16 protein-coding genes are annotated in these 19,564 nt (G+C 65.5%); 14 read left to right on the plus strand and 2 right to left on the minus strand.

The genetic code is table 11. From position 1 onward, the window contains the following. Nucleotides 1-24 precede the first annotated feature (24 nt). The 7 genes from ACLD02_RS07450 (at nt 25) to recO (ending at nt 6,943) form a co-directional block, all read left to right on the plus strand. Nucleotides 25-1,521, plus strand: a complete 1,497-nt coding sequence (locus tag ACLD02_RS07450) for a DegQ family serine endoprotease (protein WP_410298337.1) — start codon at nt 25-27, stop codon at nt 1,519-1,521. 194 nt (nt 1,522-1,715) lie between these two features. Beyond that, complete coding sequence (gene lepA / locus ACLD02_RS07455) at nt 1,716-3,515, plus strand: translation elongation factor 4 (RefSeq protein ID WP_203104611.1); 1,800 nt, start codon at nt 1,716-1,718, stop codon at nt 3,513-3,515. Next, nucleotides 3,516-4,313, plus strand: coding sequence for a signal peptidase I (lepB, locus tag ACLD02_RS07460; protein ID WP_410298338.1), 798 nt, complete (start codon nt 3,516-3,518; stop codon nt 4,311-4,313). A 16-nt stretch (nt 4,314-4,329) separates the two neighbouring features. Further along, nucleotides 4,330-4,707: a DUF4845 domain-containing protein gene (locus tag ACLD02_RS07465; protein WP_203104607.1), complete on the plus strand. Its 378-nt coding sequence runs from the start codon at nt 4,330-4,332 to the stop codon at nt 4,705-4,707. After that, nucleotides 4,704-5,390 carry a ribonuclease III gene (gene rnc / locus ACLD02_RS07470; RefSeq protein WP_203104980.1) on the plus strand — a complete coding sequence of 229 codons (687 nt, stop codon included), beginning with the start codon at nt 4,704-4,706 and terminating at the stop codon, nt 5,388-5,390. The genes ACLD02_RS07465 and rnc overlap by 4 nt, the downstream gene beginning before the upstream one ends. Further along, entirely contained in the window at nt 5,383-6,282 is a 900-nt protein-coding gene (gene era, locus ACLD02_RS07475) for a GTPase Era (RefSeq protein ID WP_410298339.1), read from the plus strand. Before rnc ends, era begins: the two co-directional genes overlap by 8 nt. Further along, nucleotides 6,266-6,943 carry a DNA repair protein RecO gene (gene recO, locus ACLD02_RS07480; protein WP_203104604.1) on the plus strand — a complete coding sequence of 226 codons (678 nt, stop codon included), beginning with the start codon at nt 6,266-6,268 and terminating at the stop codon, nt 6,941-6,943. Before era ends, recO begins: the two co-directional genes overlap by 17 nt. Nucleotides 6,944-6,945: 2 nt before the next feature. Here recO and pdxJ read toward each other — a convergent pair whose 3' ends face one another. Both pdxJ and ACLD02_RS07490 read right to left on the minus strand, forming a co-directional pair. Then, nucleotides 6,946-7,680: a pyridoxine 5'-phosphate synthase gene (gene pdxJ / locus ACLD02_RS07485; protein WP_203104601.1), complete on the minus strand. Its 735-nt coding sequence runs from the start codon at nt 7,678-7,680 to the stop codon at nt 6,946-6,948. A 147-nt stretch (nt 7,681-7,827) separates the two neighbouring features. Continuing rightward, complete coding sequence (locus ACLD02_RS07490) at nt 7,828-10,554, minus strand: response regulator (RefSeq protein WP_203104599.1); 2,727 nt, start codon at nt 10,552-10,554, stop codon at nt 7,828-7,830. 110 nt (nt 10,555-10,664) lie between these two features. Here ACLD02_RS07490 and cysM point away from each other — a divergent pair, with 110 nt between their 5' ends. From cysM to ACLD02_RS07525, 7 genes are all read left to right on the plus strand, one after another. After that, nucleotides 10,665-11,567 (plus strand): cysteine synthase CysM, encoded by a 903-nt coding sequence (gene cysM, locus ACLD02_RS07495; RefSeq protein ID WP_203104979.1) that lies wholly within the window; start codon nt 10,665-10,667, stop codon nt 11,565-11,567. Continuing rightward, entirely contained in the window at nt 11,564-12,349 is a 786-nt protein-coding gene (locus ACLD02_RS07500) for a 3'-5' exonuclease (protein WP_203104597.1), read from the plus strand. The genes cysM and ACLD02_RS07500 overlap by 4 nt, the downstream gene beginning before the upstream one ends. A 90-nt stretch (nt 12,350-12,439) precedes the next feature. Further along, complete coding sequence (gene rlmD / locus ACLD02_RS07505) at nt 12,440-13,786, plus strand: 23S rRNA (uracil(1939)-C(5))-methyltransferase RlmD (RefSeq protein WP_203104595.1); 1,347 nt, start codon at nt 12,440-12,442, stop codon at nt 13,784-13,786. A 19-nt stretch (nt 13,787-13,805) separates the two neighbouring features. Continuing rightward, a complete protein-coding gene (gene relA / locus ACLD02_RS07510) occupies nt 13,806-16,043 on the plus strand; it encodes a GTP diphosphokinase (protein ID WP_203104593.1) in 2,238 nt (745 codons plus the stop codon). 128 nt (nt 16,044-16,171) lie between these two features. Continuing rightward, nucleotides 16,172-16,990 (plus strand): nucleoside triphosphate pyrophosphohydrolase, encoded by an 819-nt coding sequence (gene mazG / locus ACLD02_RS07515; protein WP_410298340.1) that lies wholly within the window; start codon nt 16,172-16,174, stop codon nt 16,988-16,990. Between the two features lie 168 nt (nt 16,991-17,158). Continuing rightward, complete coding sequence (locus ACLD02_RS07520) at nt 17,159-18,193, plus strand: porin (RefSeq protein ID WP_203104589.1); 1,035 nt, start codon at nt 17,159-17,161, stop codon at nt 18,191-18,193. 224 nt (nt 18,194-18,417) lie between these two features. Beyond that, on the plus strand, nt 18,418-19,485 hold the full coding sequence (locus ACLD02_RS07525) for a porin (RefSeq protein WP_410298341.1): 1,068 nt from the start codon (nt 18,418-18,420) through the stop codon (nt 19,483-19,485). Nucleotides 19,486-19,564 lie beyond the last annotated feature (79 nt).

The following is a 19,564-nucleotide window of genomic DNA, read 5'->3' on the forward strand; positions in this document are numbered from 1 at the left end:
AAAACGGCAGAAGGGAGCCCTCCCATGGGGACATTAAGCAAGTGCTTGTTGCCGCTCGTTATGCTCGGCCTGCTGGCCGGCTGCGGCCAGGATCAGGACCAGGCCGACAAGCAGAGTGGCGCCGCGAACAACCCGCAGGCCCAACAGAGCGACGCCGATAACGGCGGCGAGCAACTGGTCACCGGCCTGCCGGACTTCACCGCCCTGGTGAAGAAGGAAGCTCCGGCGGTGGTCAACATCTCCACCGTCACTCATCGGGATCAGAGCGACGATCCGCGCATGCAGGAATTGCCGGAGATGCTGCGCCGTTTCTTCGACGAATTCGGTGGCGGCCCGGGCGCCCCCGGTGGTCCCGGTGGCGGCGGTCGTGGCGACATGGAGTCCCTGGGCTCCGGCTTCATCATCTCCAGCGACGGTTATGTGCTCACCAACTACCACGTGGTGGGCGAGGCGGACGAGATCGTGGTGCGCCTGCAGGACCGCCGCGAACTGGATGCCGAACTGGTCGGCTCCGATCCGCAGAGCGATCTGGCCCTGATCAAGGTCGAGGCCAGCGATCTGCCGGTGGTGGATATCGGTTCCTCCGAGGATCTCAACGTCGGTGAGTGGGTGCTTGCCATCGGCGCGCCGTTCGGCTTCGACAGTTCGGTGACCGCCGGCATCGTCAGCGCCAAGGGCCGCAGCCTGCCCAGCGACAACTATGTGCCGTTCATTCAGACCGACGTGGCGATCAACCCGGGCAACAGCGGCGGGCCGCTGTTCAACCTGAAAGGTCAGGTGGTGGGCATCAACTCGCAGATCGTCAGCCGCTCCGGTGGCTACATGGGCCTGAGCTTCGCCATTCCCATCGACCTGGCCATGGACGTGGTGGACCAGCTCAAGGAGAACGGCGAGGTGAGCCGGGGCTGGCTGGGCGTGCTGATCCAGGAAGTGGATCGGGACCTGGCGGAATCGTTCGGCCTGGACAAGCCCATGGGCGCCCTGGTGGCCCAGGTGCAGGACGGTTCCCCGGCGGCCAAGGCCGGTTTGCGCGCCGGTGACGTGATCATCGCTTTCAATGGCAAGGACATCCAGCGTTCCGCGCAACTGCCCAAATGGGTGGGCGCGCTCAAGGCCGGCACCGAGGCGGAAATGACCGTGGTGCGCGACGGCGACGAGAAAACCCTGGAGGTGACCGTGGGCGAGTTGCCCGACGATCCCCAGCAGGCGATGAACCAGGGCGGCAAGGGCGGACCCCAGGGCGCCGACCGGCTGGGCCTGAGCGTGCGCGCCGCCAGCCCGGCGGAGCTGTCCCGGGTGGAAGCCGCCAACGGCGTGATGATCACCAGCGTCGAGGACGGCGCCGCCGGTCGTGCCGGCCTGCGCCGTGGCGATGTTCTGGTGAGCCTGAACGGCGAGGACCTGAAGAGCCCGAAGGATTACCGGCGCATCGTCGAGGAACTGCCCGAGAAGGGTTCCGTGCCGGCCCTGGTCAACCGGGGTGGCAACGCCCGCTTTCTGGCCCTCAAGCTGGGTGACTGAGCCCGGCTTTGCCCTGTAGGAGCGGCTTCAGCCGCGATCGCGCGGTGTCGGACAGCGCCCGAGGATCGCGGCTGAAGCGGAGCCCCGGGCCGTCCGGGTGTCTCCGCCGGGGGGATTATCCCCGGCGGCTCTAATCCGATAGAATCGCCCTCCATTGTGTCTTTCTTTACGTTTCCACCATTTGGCGGGTATCTGTGACCGACATTACGCACATTCGCAACTTCTCCATCATTGCTCATATCGATCACGGCAAATCCACCCTGGCGGACCGTTTCATCCAGGTCTGCGGCGGTCTCAGTGACCGTGAGCTCAAGGAGCAGGTGCTGGATTCCATGGATCTGGAGCGCGAGCGCGGCATCACCATCAAGGCGCAGAGCGTGACGCTCCACTACACGGCCCGCAACGGCGAGACCTACCAGCTCAACTTCATCGATACCCCCGGCCACGTGGACTTTTCCTACGAGGTGTCCCGCTCGCTGTCCGCCTGCGAGGGCGCGCTGCTGGTGGTGGACGCCGCCCAGGGCGTGGAGGCCCAGTCGGTGGCCAACTGCTACACCGCCATCGAGCAGGACCTGGAGGTGCTGCCGGTGCTCAACAAGGTGGATCTGCCCCAGGCGGAACCGGACCGGGTGGCCGAGGAGATCGAGGAGATCATCGGCCTGGATGCCCTGGACGCCTGCCATGTGTCCGCCAAGACCGGGGTCGGCGTGCCCGACCTGCTGGAGCAACTGATCGAGCGTATTCCTCCGCCTCAGGGCGACCGCCAGGAGCGGCTGCAGGCGCTGATCATCGATTCCTGGTTCGACAACTACATGGGCGTGATCTCGCTGGTGCGGATTCGCCATGGCCGCCTCAAGAAGGGCGACAAGATCCACGTTAAATCCACCGGCCAGAATCATGTGGTGGACAGCCTTGGCATCTTCACTCCCAAGCGCAAGGAAACCAACGTGCTGGAGGCCGGTGAGGTGGGCTGGGTGAGCGCCACCATCAAGGACATCAAGGGCGCTCCGGTGGGCGATACCCTGACCCACGCCAATACCCCGGACGTTCAGATGCTGCCTGGCTTCAAGAAGGTCAAGCCGCAGGTGTACGCCGGCATGTTCCCGGTCAACGCGGACGATTACGAGGATTTCCGCGACGCCCTGGGCAAGCTGGCGCTCAACGACGCCTCCCTGTTCTACGAGCCGGAAAACTCCGACGCCCTGGGCTTCGGTTTCCGGGTCGGCTTCCTGGGCATGCTGCACATGGAGATCATCCATGAGCGCCTGGAGCGGGAATACGACCTGGACCTGATCACCACCGCGCCCACGGTGGTCTACGAGCTGCTGCTCAGCGACGGGGAGACGGTCTACGTGGACAACCCCTCGGAGCTGCCGGAAGGCAACAAGATCGAGGAATTCCGTGAGCCCATCGCGCGGGTCAATATCCTTACGCCCCAGGAATACGTCGGCAACGTGATCACGCTGTGCACCGAGCGGCGTGGCGAGCAGATCAACCTGCAGTACCTGGGCAAGCAGATCTCACTGACCTACGACATCCCGATGGCCGAGGTGGTGCTGGATTTCTTCGACCGGCTGAAATCCGCCAGCCGTGGCTATGCGTCACTGGAGTACGCCTTCGAGCGCTTCCAGCCCAGCAAGCTGGTCAAGGTGGACGTGCTGATCAACGGCGACAAGGTGGACGCCCTGGCGATGATCTGTCACCTGGATCACTCCGCCCATCGCGGTCGCGCGCTCACCGAGAAGATGAAGGAACTGGTGCCCCGGCAGATGTTCGACGTGGCCATTCAGGCCGCCATCGGCAGCAAGATCATCGCCCGGCAGACGGTCAAGGCGTTGCGCAAGAACGTCACCGCCAAGTGTTACGGCGGCGATGTGTCGCGTAAGAAAAAACTGCTGCAAAAGCAAAAAGAAGGCAAGAAACGCATGAAGCAGGTAGGCAATGTGGAAATTCCCCAGGCCGCCTTCCTGGCCGTGCTCAAGGTGGATGATTAAATGGATATCGATGTAGGTTTCTGGCTCACCCTGGCGTTGCTGATCACGGTACTGATCTGGCTCGCCGACCGCGCCCTCAAACTGCGCCAGCGCAAGGGCATGATCGGCACCACCGTGGAAACGTCCAATTCGCTGATCTCGGTGCTCCTTATCGTGCTGGTGATCCGCTCGTTCATTGTGGAGCCGTTCACCATTCCCTCCGGTTCCATGTTGCCGACCCTGCAGGTTCATGATTTTATTCTGGTCAACAAGTTCTCCTACGGCCTGCGCCTGCCGGTGACCAATACCAAGATCATTCCGCTGGGCGAGCCGGAGCGCGGTGACGTGATGGTGTTCAAGTTCCCGGAGGACACCAGCCAGAACTTCATCAAGCGCGTGGTGGGTTTGCCCGGCGACCGCGTGGCGGTACGCGACAACGTGGTTTACGTGAACGGCGAGCCGGTGAAGCGGGAACTGGTGGACAGCGGTCGCATCGCGCCACGGGTCTGGCGGCGCGAATACATCGAGCACCTGGGGGAAGCTGAACATCTGATCTGGCAGGAAGGCCTGATCGACCCCTACAACGGTGAACCGCGCATTCCCCAGGGTGGCACCCAGGGTGAGTGGGAGGTGCCCGAGGGCAGTTATTTCGTGATGGGGGACAATCGCGATAACAGTAACGACAGCCGCTTCTGGGGCGTGGTGCCGGAACGGCTGGTGGTGGGGGAAGCCTTCCTGATCTGGATGCACTGGGACCCGATATTCTCGTTGCCCAGCTTCTCCCGTAACGGTTCGATCGACAAAATTTCAACGGAATAAGCGTGGAGACGGAATAATGATAACCCGATCCCGTCAACGGGGGCTGTCACTGCTGGGCTGGGTGGTTGTGCTGATCGTGCTTGCGGTGTTCGGCACCGCCGCGTTCCGCATGGTGCCCGCCTATATGGAATACAACACCATCCGCAGCACCATCAACTCGGTGCTCTCCGACAGCAAGACCGCCTTGATGTCGGAACGCGAGGTGCGCGACGCGCTCAGCAAGCGCTTCACCATCAACCAGGTGGACGCCATCGGCGTCAACGATCTGGCGATCAGCAAGAACGGGGGGCTGCTGGCCGTGGGGGTGGACTATGAGGTGCGCCGGCCGTTGTTTTACAACGTGTCCGTGGTGATGCACTTCGAGGAAACCTTCGACAAGACCATTGGCCGCTGATGGACGATCTGGATCGCCTCAGCCGCCGGCTCGGTTACCGGTTCCAGGACCCGTCGCTGTTCGAACTGGCGCTCAGCCATCGCAGCGTGAGCCGGCGGCGTAATAACGAACGGCTGGAATTTCTGGGCGATGCCCAGCTCAGCCAGATTATTTCCACCGAACTGTTCCAGCGCTTTCCGGACGCCGCCGAGGGCCAGCTTACGCGCATGCGCGCCTACCTGGTGCGCGGCCAGACCCTGGCCGAGGTGGCCCGGGAACTGGGCGTCGGGGAGTACCTGATCCTCGGCGGCGGCGAGCTGAAAAGCGGCGGTAACCGCCGTGATTCGATACTGGCCGACGCTCTGGAAGCGTTGATCGGCGCGATTGTCATCGACGGCGGCGAGGACACCTGTCGCCGGGTGATTCTGGCCTGGTTCGCCGATCGTCTGGAGCGGATTTCCCCGCAATCGGTGCGTAAGGACGCGAAAACCCGCTTGCAGGAATGGCTGCAAGCGCGCAAGCATGAACTGCCCGGCTATGAAGTGGTGTCGGTAACCGGCCAGGCACCGCGCCAGACCTTCGAGGTGGCATGCGCGCTGCCGGATCTGAATCAACGTTTCGTGGCCACCGGGGCCAGCCGCCGCCGCGCCGAGCAACAGGTGGCGGAGCAGGCCCTGACCTGGCTGGAGCAGACCCATGAGTGAAACCCGTTGCGGTGTGGTGGCCATCGTCGGCCGCCCCAACGTGGGCAAGTCCACGCTGATGAACCACCTGATCGGCCAGAAGGTGAGCATCACCTCGCGTAAGCCGCAGACCACCCGTCACCGCATCCACGGCATCCTCAGCCGGGATGACTACCAGATCGTGTTCGCCGATACTCCGGGCATTCACGCCGGCCAGGAACGGGCCCTCAACCGGGCCATGAACGACGCCGCGCTGTCGGCGCTCAACGACGTGGACGTGATCTGCTTCATGGTCGATGGCCTGAAGTGGACCGAGGGCGACGAGCACGTGCTCAAGCTGCTGGAGCGCGCCGGCGATACGCCGGTGCTGCTGCTGGTCAACAAGGTGGATAACCTGGAAGACAAACAGGTGTTGCTGCCGCATCTGCAGGATCTGGCCGACCGCTTTTCGTTCGCCGAGATCATTCCGGTGTCGGCGTTGCGCGGTCACAACCTGGAGGCGTTGGAAAAGGCCCTGGCGGAGCGCTTGCCGGAAGGGGAGTTCTGGTTCGAGGAAGACCAGCTCACCGACCGCAGCCTGCGCTTCATGGCCGCCGAGATCATCCGTGAAAAGGTGGTTCGCCAGCTTGGCCAGGAAGTGCCCCACCAGATCACCGTGGAGATCGATCTCTGGGAGGACGGCCCCAAGGTGACCGACATCGCCGCTTCCATCCTGGTGGAACGGCGCGGCCAGAAAAAGATTCTGATCGGCGACCAGGGTGCGCGGATCAAGCAGATCGGCACCCAGGCCCGTCAGGACATCGAACGCCTGATCGAGCGCAAGGTGATGCTGAACCTGTGGGTGAAGATCAAGGCGGGCTGGTCCGACGACGAGCGCGCCCTGCGCTCGCTGGGCTATGACCAGCAGCAATGACCGTCACGCCGGTGGCCTGTCGCCGGCCTGGCTGCTGCACCGCCGTCCGTTCCGTAACACCAGCCTGATCATCGATCTGTTCCTGCCCGAACGCGGTCGCGTCGGCGCCGTCGCCCGGGGTGGCCGGCGCGAGGCCGCCCTGGCGCCCTTCATGCCCCTCTGGGTGGACCTCAAGCGCGGCGGCGAGCTGTACACCCTGCGCCAGGTGGAGCCGCGCGGGCCGGCGCCGGGCCTGGCCGGCCGGGCGCTGTACTGCGGCTTCTACGTCAACGAACTGATGATGCGACTGCTGCACCGGGACGATGCCCATCCGGACCTCTGGTCACCCTACGAGCACACCCTGGCCGCCCTGGCCGGGGAGGCGCCGCTGGACGTGACCCTGCGCCGTTTCGAGATGACGCTGCTGGAAGAGGCCGGTTACGGCCTGCCCCTGGACCAGGACGTGGATGGCCGGCCGCTGGACGCCGACGGCCTTTACCGGTGGGAGCCGGAGCAGGGCTTTCTGCCGGACCCGCGCGGCTACCCCGGGGATTTGCTGCTGGCGCTGGGCCGGGATGAATGGAACGGGGACGTGCGGCGCATGGCCAAGGCATTGTTGCGCGCCGCCCTGGAGCCGCACCTGGGTGGGCGGCCCCTGCGCAGCCGGGAATTATTCCGGTAGTTTCAGGCGTCCCGCGCCGCCTCGTCGATCAGCACGCGCATCGCTCGCACCGCCTCGTCCAACCCGGTGAGCAGCGCCCGGGCAATAATGCCGTGGCCGATGTTCAGCTCGTTGATGCCGGGCAGGGCGGCGATTTCCCGAGTGTTGTGATAATGCAACCCGTGACCGGCGTTGACGATCAGGCCCGCCTCGATGGCCAGATCCAGCCCCCGGCGAATGCGCGTCAGCTCCGCCGCCGCCTGCTCCGGGGTGGTGGCGTCGGCGTAATGGCCGGTGTGGATCTCGATGGCCGGTGCCCCGCAGCGGGCCGCCGCCTCGATCTGCGCCGGGTCCGCGTCGATGAACAGGGACACCTCGATGCCGGCCTCGGCGAGCTGCCCGGTGCAGCGTTTGATCCAATCCTCGTTGCCGGCCACGTCCAGGCCGCCTTCGGTGGTCAGCTCCTCCCGTTTCTCCGGCACCAGGCAACAATGCGCCGGGCGGATACGGCGGGCGATGCCGACCATCTCCTCGGTGGCGGCCATTTCCAGGTTCATGCGCGTCTGCAGGGTTTGCGCCAGCAGCTCCACGTCCCGGTCCTGAATATGGCGCCGGTCCTCGCGCAGGTGCACGGTAATGCCGTCGGCGCCGGCCTGCTCGGCCACCAGCGCCGCCTGCACCGGCTCCGGATAACGGGTGCCGCGAGCCTGACGGAGGGTGGCGATGTGATCGATGTTGACGCCGAGCAGAACGGGCATGGACGGGCTCCAGAACAGAGTTGGGAAAACGGGCGCCCATGGTAGCAGAGCCGCGCGCACCAGGCTGCAAGCGGCCGCGCCGTTGGCGAAGCGTCCCGCGTTCATGCCAGGAGCGGCTTCAGCCGCGATCCCGCCCGGGGCCGGCGGCTAACGCCGGGCGGCCTGCCGCAGGCTCTCGATTTCCGTCAGCAGGGCGGCCACCAGACGGTCCAGCGTATCGCCGTCGGCGTCCAGTTTGAGCGCTTTCTCCAGGGCCCGGGCGGCGGCTTCCAGGCGTGGCGTGCCACAGTAGCGGGTGGCGCCGTGCAGGCGGTGAACCCGTTCCAGAAGGCCCTCCCGGTCGTCGCTTTCGGCCAGGGCGTTAATGCCCGGAGCGTCCTGCTCCAGGCTGGCCAGCAGCATGGCCAGCATGTCCTCGGCCAGTTCCTCGCGATCGCCGGCGCGGCGCAGGCCCAGGGCCGCGTCGAGCACCGGCGCCTGCTCCCGGGCGTTCTCCTCTTCCGGCCCGGCGCCCGGCGCCGGGCTGTCTTCCGGTTCCGCTTCGGGCGGCGCGGTGTCGTCGCCGTGCACCCAGTGGTTGAGGGTATGGCGCAGCTGGGTCTCGGTGATCGGCTTGCTCAGGTAGTCGTCCATGCCGGCGGCCAACAGGGAGCGGCGCTCGCTTTCCAGGGCATGGGCGGTGAGGGCGATGATCGGCGTGCGCGGGCCCTCGCCCTCCCGTTCGCGGAGGCGGCGGGTGGTTTCCAGGCCGTCCAGGCGCGGCATCTGCACGTCCATGAAGACCAGGTCGAAGGTGCCCTTGGCGAAGGCGGTGAGCGCCGCCTCGCCGCTGTCGCAGGCGGTCACCTCGACGCCCATTTCCTCCAGGAACACCCGCGCCAGCTTCAGGTTGCCGGGGTGGTCGTCGACCAGCAGTACCCGGGCGCGCTTGCCCAGTGGGCCGAGGGCGCCGCCCGGTGCCGCCGGCTCCGCCAGACCGCCCAGTTCCAGCAAGCCGTCGCGCAGGCTGCGGCGGGTGGCCGGCTTGCCCAGCACCCGGCACGGGCCGGGCAGGCCGGTCAGGCGGCCGGCCAGGGTGTCCGCGTGGGCGGCCAGAATCAGCAGCGGCTTGCCGGTGGCCTGGCCCAGGCGTTCCATGAGCGGCTCCAGGGCCGCCGGGTCCGGCTGCGAGGCGGGCACCGCCAGCACGTAGAAATCGGTGGGGGCCAGGCTGTCGTTGTCCAGATGGCTTTGCAGAGTGTCCAGGGCCTGCAGTTCGGTGACCCGCATACGCCAGCCACCGAGCATGTGATACAACGCCAGCCGGGCGTGCTCGTTGGCTTCCACCAGGGTCACCGACAGGCCTTCCAGGGCCTTGGGCGACGGCTCCGGCTCGGCGCCCAGGTCACGCTCGGCGCGCAGGGTGAACCAGAAGGTGGAGCCGTGGCCGGTGGTGCTGTCGATGCCGATCTCGCCGCCCATGCCCTCCACCAGCCGCTTGCAGATCGCCAGCCCGAGACCGGTGCCGCCTTCCTGACGGCGGCGGCTCTGATCCAGCTGCGTGAAGGCGTTGAACAGGGTTTTCTGCACCTCCGTCGGCAAGCCGTTGCCGGTGTCGGTGATGGTGATCTTGACCACCGCCTCGGCGCCGCGCTCCTCCTCAAGCATGGCGCGCACCACCACCGAGCCGCGCTCGGTGAATTTGATCGCGTTACTGACCAGATTGGTGAGCACCTGGCGAATGCGCAGCGGGTCGCCCAGCAGCCGGGTGGGCACGTCGTTGTAGATGATGGCGGCCTGTTCCAGGCCCTTGTCCTGGGCCATCGGCGCCAGCATGGTCTGCACGTCCTCGATGGTGTCGTGCAGATCCAGGGGAATGTGCTCCAGGGACAGCTTGCCGGCCTCGATCTTGGAGAAATCCAGGATGTCGTTGATGATCGACAGCAGCGATTCGGCGCTCTTGCGGATGGTACCCAGGTAGTCCTGCTGGCGTGGCGACAGGCTGGAGCGTTCCAGCAGCCGGGTGAAGCCGATGATGCCGTTGAGCGGGGTGCGGATCTCGTGGCTCATGTTGGCCAGGAATTCCGATTTGATCTGGCTGGCCTTGAGGGCCTCCTTGCGGGCCATGTCCAGCTCGATGTTCTGAATCTCGATGGTTTCCAGGGTTTCGCGCAGATCCTGGGTGGCCTGGTCCACGTTCTGTTGCAGTTCCGCCTGGGCTTCATTCAGCGCCGCCACCATTTCGCGCAGGGCGTCCTCCAGATCGCCGAGTTCGCCCATGGCCCGGGCCCGGGCCGGGGTGGTCAGGTCGCCGTCGCGGACCCGCCGCACGTTGCTGATCAGCGTCTGCACGGGCCGGGTCAGGCGCCGGGAAAAATGCGTCGCCGGCACCACCGCCAGGATCATCAGCAGGGTGACCACGCCGATCATGATCAGCACCGCCTCGAGAATGCGCACGTATTGGCCCTGGCGGGAAAACTCCACCGTCAGCAGGCGTTCGCCGGGGCCGGGCAGCGGGCGCACCAGTTGCCAGCCGGAATCGGTGACCAGCCGGGTGATGCCGCCGTCCAGGTGCTCGGCCTGTTCCACTGGACGCAGTCGTGGGCCGGTGTGCAGTTGCCAGCCGGCGCGGTTGTCGAGCAGGGTGGCGGCGCGCACGTCCGGTTGTTCGAGCAGCTCGCGCAGCAGGGCCTGGTAGGCGTCCTGGCCGTCGCTCTCCAGGGCCGCCAGGCGCGCCGCGTAGCTCGCCACGATCAACTGCTGGCGATGGGCGTTGTCGGCGCGCACGTCCATGACCTGGGTGGCCAGCGTATAGCCGCCAATGATCAGCGCCGCCAGAAAGGCGGGCAGCGCGGTCATCGTCATGACGCGGGTGCGCAGGCTGGTGTGGGCCATGGTCCCCCTGAATGGTCGCTGGTCATCGTTTGCCGGCCTCGGGCCTGGGGCCATTATGACCGACTTGAGCGCCGCTGCCAGAGCCCCCCGCCTTGAGATACAATGCGGGCATGACCTACAAGACCATTGAATCCACGGTGGGCGGCACGCCTCTGGTGCGTCTGCAGCGCCTGCCGGGGAACACGACCAACACCATTCTGGTGAAGCTGGAAGGCAATAATCCGGCCGGCTCCGTGAAGGACCGTCCGGCCCTCAACATGATCACCAAGGCCGAGGCGCGCGGTGAGATCAAGCCCGGCGACACGCTGATCGAGGCGACCAGTGGTAACACCGGCATCGCCCTGGCCATGGCGGCGGCGATGCGCGGCTACCGGATGAAACTGATCATGCCCGCCAACCAGAGCCAGGAGCGCCGCGATGCCATGGCCGCCTACGGCGCCGAATTGATTTCGGTGACCAAGGAGGAGGGCATGGAAGGCGCCCGGGATCTGGCCCAGGCCATGCAGGCCCGGGGCGAGGGCAAGGTGCTCGACCAGTTCGCCAACCCGGACAACCCCATGGCTCACTATGAGAGTACCGCCCCGGAGATCTGGGCGGAGACCGGTGGCGCCATGACCCACTTCGTCAGTTCCATGGGCACCACCGGCACCATCATGGGCTGCAGCCTTTACTTCAAGGAACAGAACCCGGAGGTCCGGATCGTCGGTCTGCAGCCCACCGACGGCGCCTCGATCCCGGGCATCCGCCGCTGGCCCAAGGAGTACCTGCCCAGCATCTTCGACGAATCCCGGGTCGACCGGGTCATCGACATGGGGCAGGAACTGGCCGAACACACCATGCGCCGCCTGGCCCGGGAAGAGGGCATCTTCTGTGGCGTCTCCTCCGGCGGTGCCGTGGCCGGCGCCCTGCAGCTTTCCGAGGAGCTGGAAAACGCGGTGATCGTGGCCATTGTCTGCGACCGGGGCGATCGCTACCTGTCCACCGGCGTGTTCAACGCGGAGGGCGGCCCATGAACGTCCTGGTGTTCGACATCGAGACCATTCCGGACCTGGACGGCGGGCGCCGTCTCTACGACCTCCATGGCCTGAACGACAAGGACACCGCCAGCGCGCTGTTCAACCTGCGCCGTCAGGAGAACGGCTCCGAGTTCCTGCGCCTGCACCTGCACCGGGTGGTGGCGATCTCCGTGGTGCTGCGCTCCGCCCAGGGTATCAAGGTGTGGTCCCTGGGCGACCTGGACGCCGGCGAGAAGGAACTGATCGAGCGTTTCTACGACGGTATCGAGCGCTTCACCCCGCAGATCGTGAGCTGGAACGGTGGCGGCTTCGACTTGCCAGTGCTCAACTACCGGGCGCTCCAGCATGGCGTGGTGGCGCGCCGCTTCTGGGAGACCGGCAGCGAGGACACCAGCTTCCGTTTCAATAACTACATCAGCCGTTTCCATCAGCGCCACCTGGACCTGATGGAGCAGCTGGCCATGTTCAATAACCGCGCCAACGCGCCCCTGGACCAGATCGCCACCCTGCTGGGTTTCCCCGGCAAGATGGGCATGAGCGGCGCCAAGGTGTTCGACGCCTTCCAGGACGGTGACCTCAAGGGCATCCGCGACTACTGCGAAACCGATGTGCTCAACACCTGGCTGGTGTTCCTGCGCTTTCAGCTTATGCGCGGTGAGATCGACGCCACCGGCTACCAGGCCGAGCTGGACCTGCTGCGCGATTATTTGCAACAGGAAGGGCACCCCCACTTCCTGGCCTTCCTGGAAGCCTGGCAAAAGGGCGCCGCCGAAGTCTGACGGCGGCCGCCCAAGCCAGTACAATCCGCCCCCGAATTGCCAACACGCCGCCCCGTGCCGGCGGCGCCTACCCGCGAGCATCGAGATTCCATGGCCCGACGTCGCAAGAAAAAACTGCCTGAAATGCCGGTGGCCGCCACCATCGAGAGCCTCAGCCACGACGGCCGTGGCATTGCCCGGCTGGACGGCAAGACCACCTTCATCGACAACGCCCTGCCCGGCGAGCAGGTGTTCTTCCAGTACACCTACATGCGCCGCAAATTCGACGAGGGGCGGGCGGTGGACATTCTGGAGGCCTCCCCGGACCGGGTCGAGCCGCCCTGCGCCCATGCTCTGATCTGCGGCGGCTGCAGCCTGCAGCACGTGGCGCCGGCCAGCCAGATTCAGCGCAAGGAGGCGGTGCTGGCCGAGCAACTGGCGCATTTCGGTGGCCTGCAACCCGATCGCTGGCTGGCGCCGCTCACCGGGCCGGTCACCGGCTACCGGGGCAAGGCGCGGTTGGGCGCCAAGTTCATCGAGGCGCGGGGGGAAACCCTGGTGGGCTTCCGCGAGAAGCGCAACAGCTTCCTCGCCGACCTGCATCGCTGCGAGGTGCTGATCCCGGAAGTGGGCCACCGGCTGGACGACCTGCGCGCGCTCATGGACAGCCTGGAAAGCCGCCGCCGTATTCCGCAGATCGAGGTGGCCCGGGGCGACGACGCCATCGCGCTGATGTTCCGGCACCTGGACCCGCTGCCCGCCGGCGATCTGGAAAAGCTGGTCCGTTTCTGCCGCGAACGGGATCTGCAGCTTTACCTGCAGCCCGGCAACGAAAGTACCGTGCACCGGGTCTGGCCGGAGCAGGGCGAGGAGCGGCTTTACTACCGCCACGGGCCCCACGGGCCGGATACGGAAGGCGCCGAACTGGCTTTTCATCCCACCGATTTCACCCAGGTCAATGCGGAGATCAACCGCCGCATGGTTCCCTTGGCATTGGATTTGCTGGAGGTCGAGGCGCATCATCAGGTGCTTGATCTGTTCTGCGGTCTCGGCAACTTCACCATTCCGGCGGCGCGCCGCGCAGGCCGGGTGGTGGGCGTGGAAGGCAGCGAGGCCATGGTGGAGCGTGGTTACGAGAATGCGCGCCGCAATGGCCTGGAAAACCTGGAATTCCATGCCTGGGACCTGAGCCGCGAGCCGGACGGGCAACCCTGGGCCCGACAGGCCTACCACAGGGTGCTTCTGGACCCGCCCCGCAGTGGTGCACTTGAAATGGTGCGGCGAATGCCCCATTTCGGTGCGGATCGCCTGGTGTATGTCTCCTGCAATCCGGCCACCCTGGCCCGGGATGCCGGGGAACTGGTGGCGCGGGGCTACCGTCTGAAAGCGGCGGGTGTCATGGATATGTTCCCGCACACCGCCCACGTCGAGTCGATCGCCGTGTTCGACCGACGCTAGCGAAAGGACAGGAATTGCAATGGTAACCGTACGCCGGCAACAGCCCGACGAGGTCGAAGCCCGGGACTGGCGCGCATGGCTGGAACAACTTACCGCCCGTGTCCCGGTCCGTGACCGGGACACCCTGGAGCGCGCTTGCGCCCGGGCGGAACAATGCGAACGCGCCGGCGAGGCCGCCGGCGGCCACTGGCCCTATGGCAAGGGTTGCCTGGCCATTGGCCTGGAGATGGCGGACGTGCTCGCCGACCTGGGCGCCGACGCCGAGGCCCTGCCCGCGGCGGTGCTGTACCGGGCGGTCCGCGAGGGCCAGCTCTCCCTGCTGGAAGTGGAGAAGGAATTCGGCGCGCCGCTGGCCACGCTGATCGAGGGCGTGTTGCGCATGGCCGCCATCAGCACCTCCCTGAACCCCACCCGCAAGGCGGTGCTCGGCCAGCAGGACGGGCAGCTTGATAACATCCGCAAGATGCTGCTGGCCATGGTCGACGATGTGCGCGTGGCCCTGGTCAAGCTGGCCGAGCGGACCGTGATCATCCGCGCGGTGAAGGAGTCCGATCCGGAACGCCAGCAGAAGGTGGCCCGGGAGGTCTTCGACATCTACGCGCCTCTGGCTCACCGCCTGGGCGTCGGTCAGCTCAAGTGGGAGCTGGAGGACCTGTCGTTCCGTTACCTGCAGCCCGGTGCCTACAAGAAGGTGGCCCGGCTGCTCGACGAGAAGCGGCTTGATCGCGAGCACTACATCGACGAGGTGATCTCCAGCCTGCGCGGCCACCTGGAGCGCAATGGCATCAAGGGCGCCCAGGTGTACGGCCGCGCCAAGCACATCTACAGCATCTGGCGGAAGATGCAGAAGAAGCACCTGGATTTCGGCGAGGTCTACGACGTGCGCGCGGTGCGCGTGCTGGTGCGCGAAATGCGCGACTGCTACGCCGCCCTGGGCATCGTCCACTCCCTGTGGAAACACGTGCCCAAGGAATTCGACGACTACATCGCCAGCCCCAAGGAAAACGGCTACCAGAGCCTGCACACCGCGGTGGTGGGCCCGGGCCGCAAAATGCTGGAAGTGCAGATCCGTACCTTCGATATGCACGAAGAGGCGGAGCTGGGCGTGTGCGCCCACTGGCGCTACAAGGAAGGCAGCAAGGCGGGCCGGCGCACCCAGTCCTACGAGCAGCGCATCGCCTGGCTGCGCCAGGTGCTGGAGTGGCACGAGGAACTGGGCGACAACGCCACCACCATGATCGATGAGCTCAAGCACGGGCTGGTCAGCGACCGGGTTTACGTGTTCACCCCGGACGGGCACGTGGTGGATCTGGAAGCCGGCGCCACGCCGGTGGATTTCGCCTACCACATTCACACCGAGGTGGGGCATCGCTGCCGGGGCGCCAAGGTGAACGGCCAGATCGTGCCGCTTAACTACAACCTGCAAACCGGTGAGCAGGTGGAAATTCTCACCGCCAAGGAAGGTGGCCCGAGCCGCGACTGGCTGACGCCGTCGCTGAATTACGTGGCCACTTCCTCGGCGCGGGCGCGCATCCAGCAATGGTTCAAACGCCAGGACCGGGAAGTGCACATCGCCCAGGGGCGCGCCATCCTGGAGAGGGAAATGTCGCGCCTGGCCCTGGATCGCATCGATCTGGATCTGCTCGCCCCGCAGCTCAATCTGAAGGCCGGCAACGACGTGCTGGCGGCCCTGGGCGCCGGCGATCTGCGCCCCGGCCACGTGGTCAACCAGGCTCAGGCGCTGATGCCCGAGGACCCGCAGCAGCAGCTGGAATTCGTGCCGGCGCGCTCCAAGGCCTCGGAATCCGGCGACGTCACCATCCAGGGGGTGGGCAACCTGCTCACCCACATGGCGGCCTGCTGCAAGCCGGTGCCCGGCGACCCGGTGATGGGGTTCATCACCCAGGGGCGCGGTGTCACCGTGCATCGCGCCGACTGCCATAACCTGCTGGCGATGCAGGGCGAGGACCCGAACCGGGTGATCGAGGTGAGCTGGGGCGAGGCGGACCGCATCCTTTACCCGGTGGATATCTTCCTGCGTGCGTGGGACCGTCAGGGCCTGCTGCGTGACGTGATCGCGGTGCTCGCCAACGAGAAGGTCAATGTCACCGCCGTGCACACCCAGTCGCACACCGAGGACAACACCGCCACCATGCTGCTGACCCTGGAGATAGCCTCCCTGGGAGGGCTGGGCAAGGTGCTGGCCAAGATGGACCAGCTCAAGGGTGTTCTCGAAGTGCGCCGCTACAAGAAGTAGGCGTGACTTGTAGGAGCGACTTCAGTCGCGACCAGCGCGGATAATCGCGACTGAAGTCGCTCCTACAAATCGCCGCCACGGAAAGTCGCCCCTGTATCCTGAATCGTCTTTTTACCCGGAGCGTTCCCATGTCCGATCACTCCCGACCTTCCTCCGAAGCCGCCATTGCCGAACTGCTCGCCATCATGGCGCGCTTGCGCGATCCGGACGGTGGCTGCCCTTGGGATCTTGAGCAGACCTTCGACACCGTGGTGCCCTACACGGTGGAAGAAGCCTTCGAGGTGGCCGAGGCGGTGGCCCGCCGGGACTATCCGGAGCTGCGCGAGGAACTCGGCGACCTGCTGCTGCAGGTGGTGTTCCATTCGCAGATGGCCCGGGAACAGGGATTGTTCGACTTCACCGACGTGGTGGCGGTGCTGAATGAGAAGATGATTCGCCGCCACCCCCATGTGTTCGGCGAGCAGGGGGTGTCTGGCGATGACGGCGCCGTCGACGCCGAGGCGGTGAAGGTCAATTGGGAGGTCATCAAAGCCGGGGAGCGGGCCCGCAAGGGACGTGAACACGCCTCCGCCCTGGATGGCGTGCCCGAGGGGCTGCCGGCGCTGCAAAGGGCTCATAAGCTGCAGAAGAAAGCCTCCAAGGTGGGCTTCGACTGGCGCCAGCGCGGCCCGGTGCGTGACCAGGTGGGCCTGGAGCTGGCGGAACTGGACCGGGCCCTGGAAGAGGGCGACCGGGACGCTATCGAGGACGAGCTGGGCGATGTGTTCTTCACCCTGGTGAATCTGGCGCGGCACCTCAAGCTTGATCCGGACCTGGCTCTGCGCCGGGCGTCGGACAAGTTCGAGCGGCGCTTCCGGCGGGTCGAGCACCTCGCCGAGGCGCCCCTCGGTGATTACGACGAAGCCGGCCTCGACGCGCTCTGGCGCGAGGCCAAGAAAACCTCCTGAAGTCCGTCCCTCCGGCCCCTCCGGGGGCTGCCATAAAATCTTAACATTACAGAAACTTTTCGGTCATCGAGCCTCCCCATACTCCACGCCCAAGCACTCAGGATGTTTCGGGCGCGGCCCGGCGCATCCCCTGCTTTTCAATATTGCCTGATTGAAGGAGATGCTCCGATGAAAAAGAACCTGCTTGCGATCGCTGTGGGGGCGGCTCTCGCTGCACCGATGGTGCCGGGGATGGCCCAGGCCGACGGTCCGAAAGTGTACGGCAAGGTCAACGTTTCCCTGGAAAACCAGGACTACGATCCGGGTCCCGGCGCGCCGAATAACGACGACGAGTGGGAGCTGAACAGCAACGCTTCCCGTATCGGCGTGAAAGGCGACTTCGATCTGGACGTGGCCGATCTGAAAGCGATTTATCAGGCTGAATTCGAAATCAGCGTGGACGACGGCGACAAAGGCGGCCAGACCTTCGCCCAGCGCAACATCTTCGGTGGTTTCAAAGGCGCTTTCGGTACCCTGAAAGCCGGTAAATTCGACACCCCCACCAAGCTCGCGCAAATGGACGTGGATCAGTTCAACGACCTGAGCGGTGACATCAAGAACATCGCCGCCGGCGAGAACCGGGTGTCCAACATCATTCAGTACAGCACCCCGAAGCTGGCCGACATGGTTACCCTGAATCTGGCCTTTATCCCCAACGAAGACAGCGATGACTTCGACGGCGACGGCGAGAATGAAAACGGCCTGGCCGACAGCACCTCCATCTCCCTGGTGCTGGAAAAAGACGCCTTCTACGCCGCCGTGTCCCGCGACACCGACATGCAGGACGAACTGATCGTCGACGAAACCGGCACTTCCCCGGTCATCGACGTAACCCGACTGGCCGCCGGCCTGGCCATCAGCCAGTTCGAGCTGGGTGCTCTGTACCAGCTGGCCGAGGAATCAGAAGGCGACGGTGAAGAGACCAGCTATGTGGTCAGCGGCGCGTTCAAGATCGATCGCGTCAAACTGAAAGCTCAATACGGCATGGTTGATGGCGACCAGACCGACAACGAAGGCACCCAGTACGCCTTCGGCGCGGACTACAAGCTGGCCAAGAACAGCAAGGTTTACGCCTACTTCAACAACCTGACCTACGAAGACGGCGCCACCGGTGACGAAGAAGAGCAGCGCACCCTGGGCGTGGGCATGGAACACAAGTTCTAAGCCACTTTAAGTGCAACCTTTACCGGGCGGGCCCACCGCCCGGTGTTTTCCTCGACGCAAGTGACAGCGTGGCCCGCCTTGGCGGGTCTTTTTTTGCATGGACGTTCGGGCCATTTCGTCGTCGGCGGGGCTGGAATGTTCTTATACCCCTTCCTTCTTTGGTTTTGTCATGTAACGGTCATATAGTTGGCCACCCTGAAAACCAGCGAAAAGAGGGAAGGGAAATGCGATCAGTGACCTGGCTGGGGCTCTCCGCTCTGGCAATCGGCTTGCCGTTGTCCGCCGCCGCCGCGCCGGAATTCTACGGACGTATCAATATCAGCCTGGACCGCCTGTCGGATTATCGTGAAGGTGGGCTGCCGGGAGCCTACAACGACGTCGCCGCCGGTGACACGCCGCTGGAAGACGGCTGGTTCGTGGGCAGCAATGCCTCGCGGCTGGGCATCCGTGGCCGCGAGGCTCTGGACGTGACGCCGCTGAGTGTCATCTATCAGCTCGAAGTCGGCTACAACGCGGACGGCGATGGCGACACCTTCAACACCCGTAACAGCTTCGTTGGCCTGGGCACGCCGTTCGGTGATGTGTTCGCCGGTCGCTACGACAGCCCGGTGAAAATGGCCGAGGGTCGGGTGGACCAGTTCAACAACACCGCCGCCGACCTGGGTCACTACTTCTATGGTCAGCGTCGCAACGACGACACCCTCAACTGGAAAAGCCCGAACTGGGGTGACCTGGTGCTGCGCGCCCAGATCGCGCCCGGCGAAGCCGATGAAGTGGGCGACGAGGAAAAGGACGGCCTGGCGGATACCTGGGCGCTGTCCGCCACCTGGAATCCGGACAATCTGTACGCCGCCGTGGCCTACGAAAGCAGCTATCTGGAAGTGGATAACCCGGCCGCGCCGCCGGCGGCGGTGGCCGCCGATCTGGAGTTGCTGCGCGGCGCCCTCGGCGTGACCGTGGGCGCGGTGGACCTGGGCGCCCTGGTGGAACATGTCCGGCTGGACCCGGATCAGGCCGGCCTGGACCGCGCCGACAGCACCTCCTACCTGGTCAGCGCCGGCTGGCGCCTGCCGCCGCGTCTGACCCTCAAGGCACAGGCCGGTCGCGTGGACGGCGACGACTTCGGCTACGAGAGCGACATTCTGGTGGTGGGCGCCGACTACAAGCTGGCCCGTGGCACCAAGGTGTACGCGCTGCTTTCCGGCTCGGACGCCACCGTCACCTACCCGGGCGGTGTCGACAGCGATGACAGCGGCAACCTGTTCTCCGTGGGCATGGAGCACAAGTTCTAGGGTTTGCAGTGAATCTCGGCTGAAGCCGCTCCTGCCGCGCTGGAGCCGTAGGAGCGGCTTCAGCCGCGATCAACCAACC

It is taken from the genome of Alloalcanivorax sp. C16-2 (genome assembly GCF_046507615.1).
Lineage (GTDB): Bacteria > Pseudomonadota > Gammaproteobacteria > Pseudomonadales > Alcanivoracaceae > Alloalcanivorax > Alloalcanivorax marinus_A.

What these genes read in the sequence shown, in the direction of transcription:
- era (WP_410298339.1), top strand. Translation starts at nt 5,383, where the DNA reads ATGAGTGAAACCCGTTGCGGTGTGGTGGCCATCGTCGGCCGCCCCAAC.
- ACLD02_RS07525 (WP_410298341.1), top strand. Translation starts at nt 18,418, where the DNA reads ATGCGATCAGTGACCTGGCTGGGGCTCTCCGCTCTGGCAATCGGCTTG.
- mazG (WP_410298340.1), top strand. Translation starts at nt 16,172, where the DNA reads ATGTCCGATCACTCCCGACCTTCCTCCGAAGCCGCCATTGCCGAACTG.
- ACLD02_RS07465 (WP_203104607.1), top strand. Translation starts at nt 4,330, where the DNA reads ATGATAACCCGATCCCGTCAACGGGGGCTGTCACTGCTGGGCTGGGTG.
- ACLD02_RS07490 (WP_203104599.1), bottom strand. Translation starts at nt 10,554, where the DNA reads ATGGCCCACACCAGCCTGCGCACCCGCGTCATGACGATGACCGCGCTG.
- relA (WP_203104593.1), top strand. Translation starts at nt 13,806, where the DNA reads ATGGTAACCGTACGCCGGCAACAGCCCGACGAGGTCGAAGCCCGGGAC.
- recO (WP_203104604.1), top strand. Translation starts at nt 6,266, where the DNA reads ATGACCAGCAGCAATGACCGTCACGCCGGTGGCCTGTCGCCGGCCTGG.
- cysM (WP_203104979.1), top strand. Translation starts at nt 10,665, where the DNA reads ATGACCTACAAGACCATTGAATCCACGGTGGGCGGCACGCCTCTGGTG.
- ACLD02_RS07450 (WP_410298337.1), top strand. Translation starts at nt 25, where the DNA reads ATGGGGACATTAAGCAAGTGCTTGTTGCCGCTCGTTATGCTCGGCCTG.
- rlmD (WP_203104595.1), top strand. Translation starts at nt 12,440, where the DNA reads ATGGCCCGACGTCGCAAGAAAAAACTGCCTGAAATGCCGGTGGCCGCC.
- pdxJ (WP_203104601.1), bottom strand. Translation starts at nt 7,680, where the DNA reads ATGCCCGTTCTGCTCGGCGTCAACATCGATCACATCGCCACCCTCCGT.
- ACLD02_RS07520 (WP_203104589.1), top strand. Translation starts at nt 17,159, where the DNA reads ATGAAAAAGAACCTGCTTGCGATCGCTGTGGGGGCGGCTCTCGCTGCA.
- ACLD02_RS07500 (WP_203104597.1), top strand. Translation starts at nt 11,564, where the DNA reads ATGAACGTCCTGGTGTTCGACATCGAGACCATTCCGGACCTGGACGGC.
- lepB (WP_410298338.1), top strand. Translation starts at nt 3,516, where the DNA reads ATGGATATCGATGTAGGTTTCTGGCTCACCCTGGCGTTGCTGATCACG.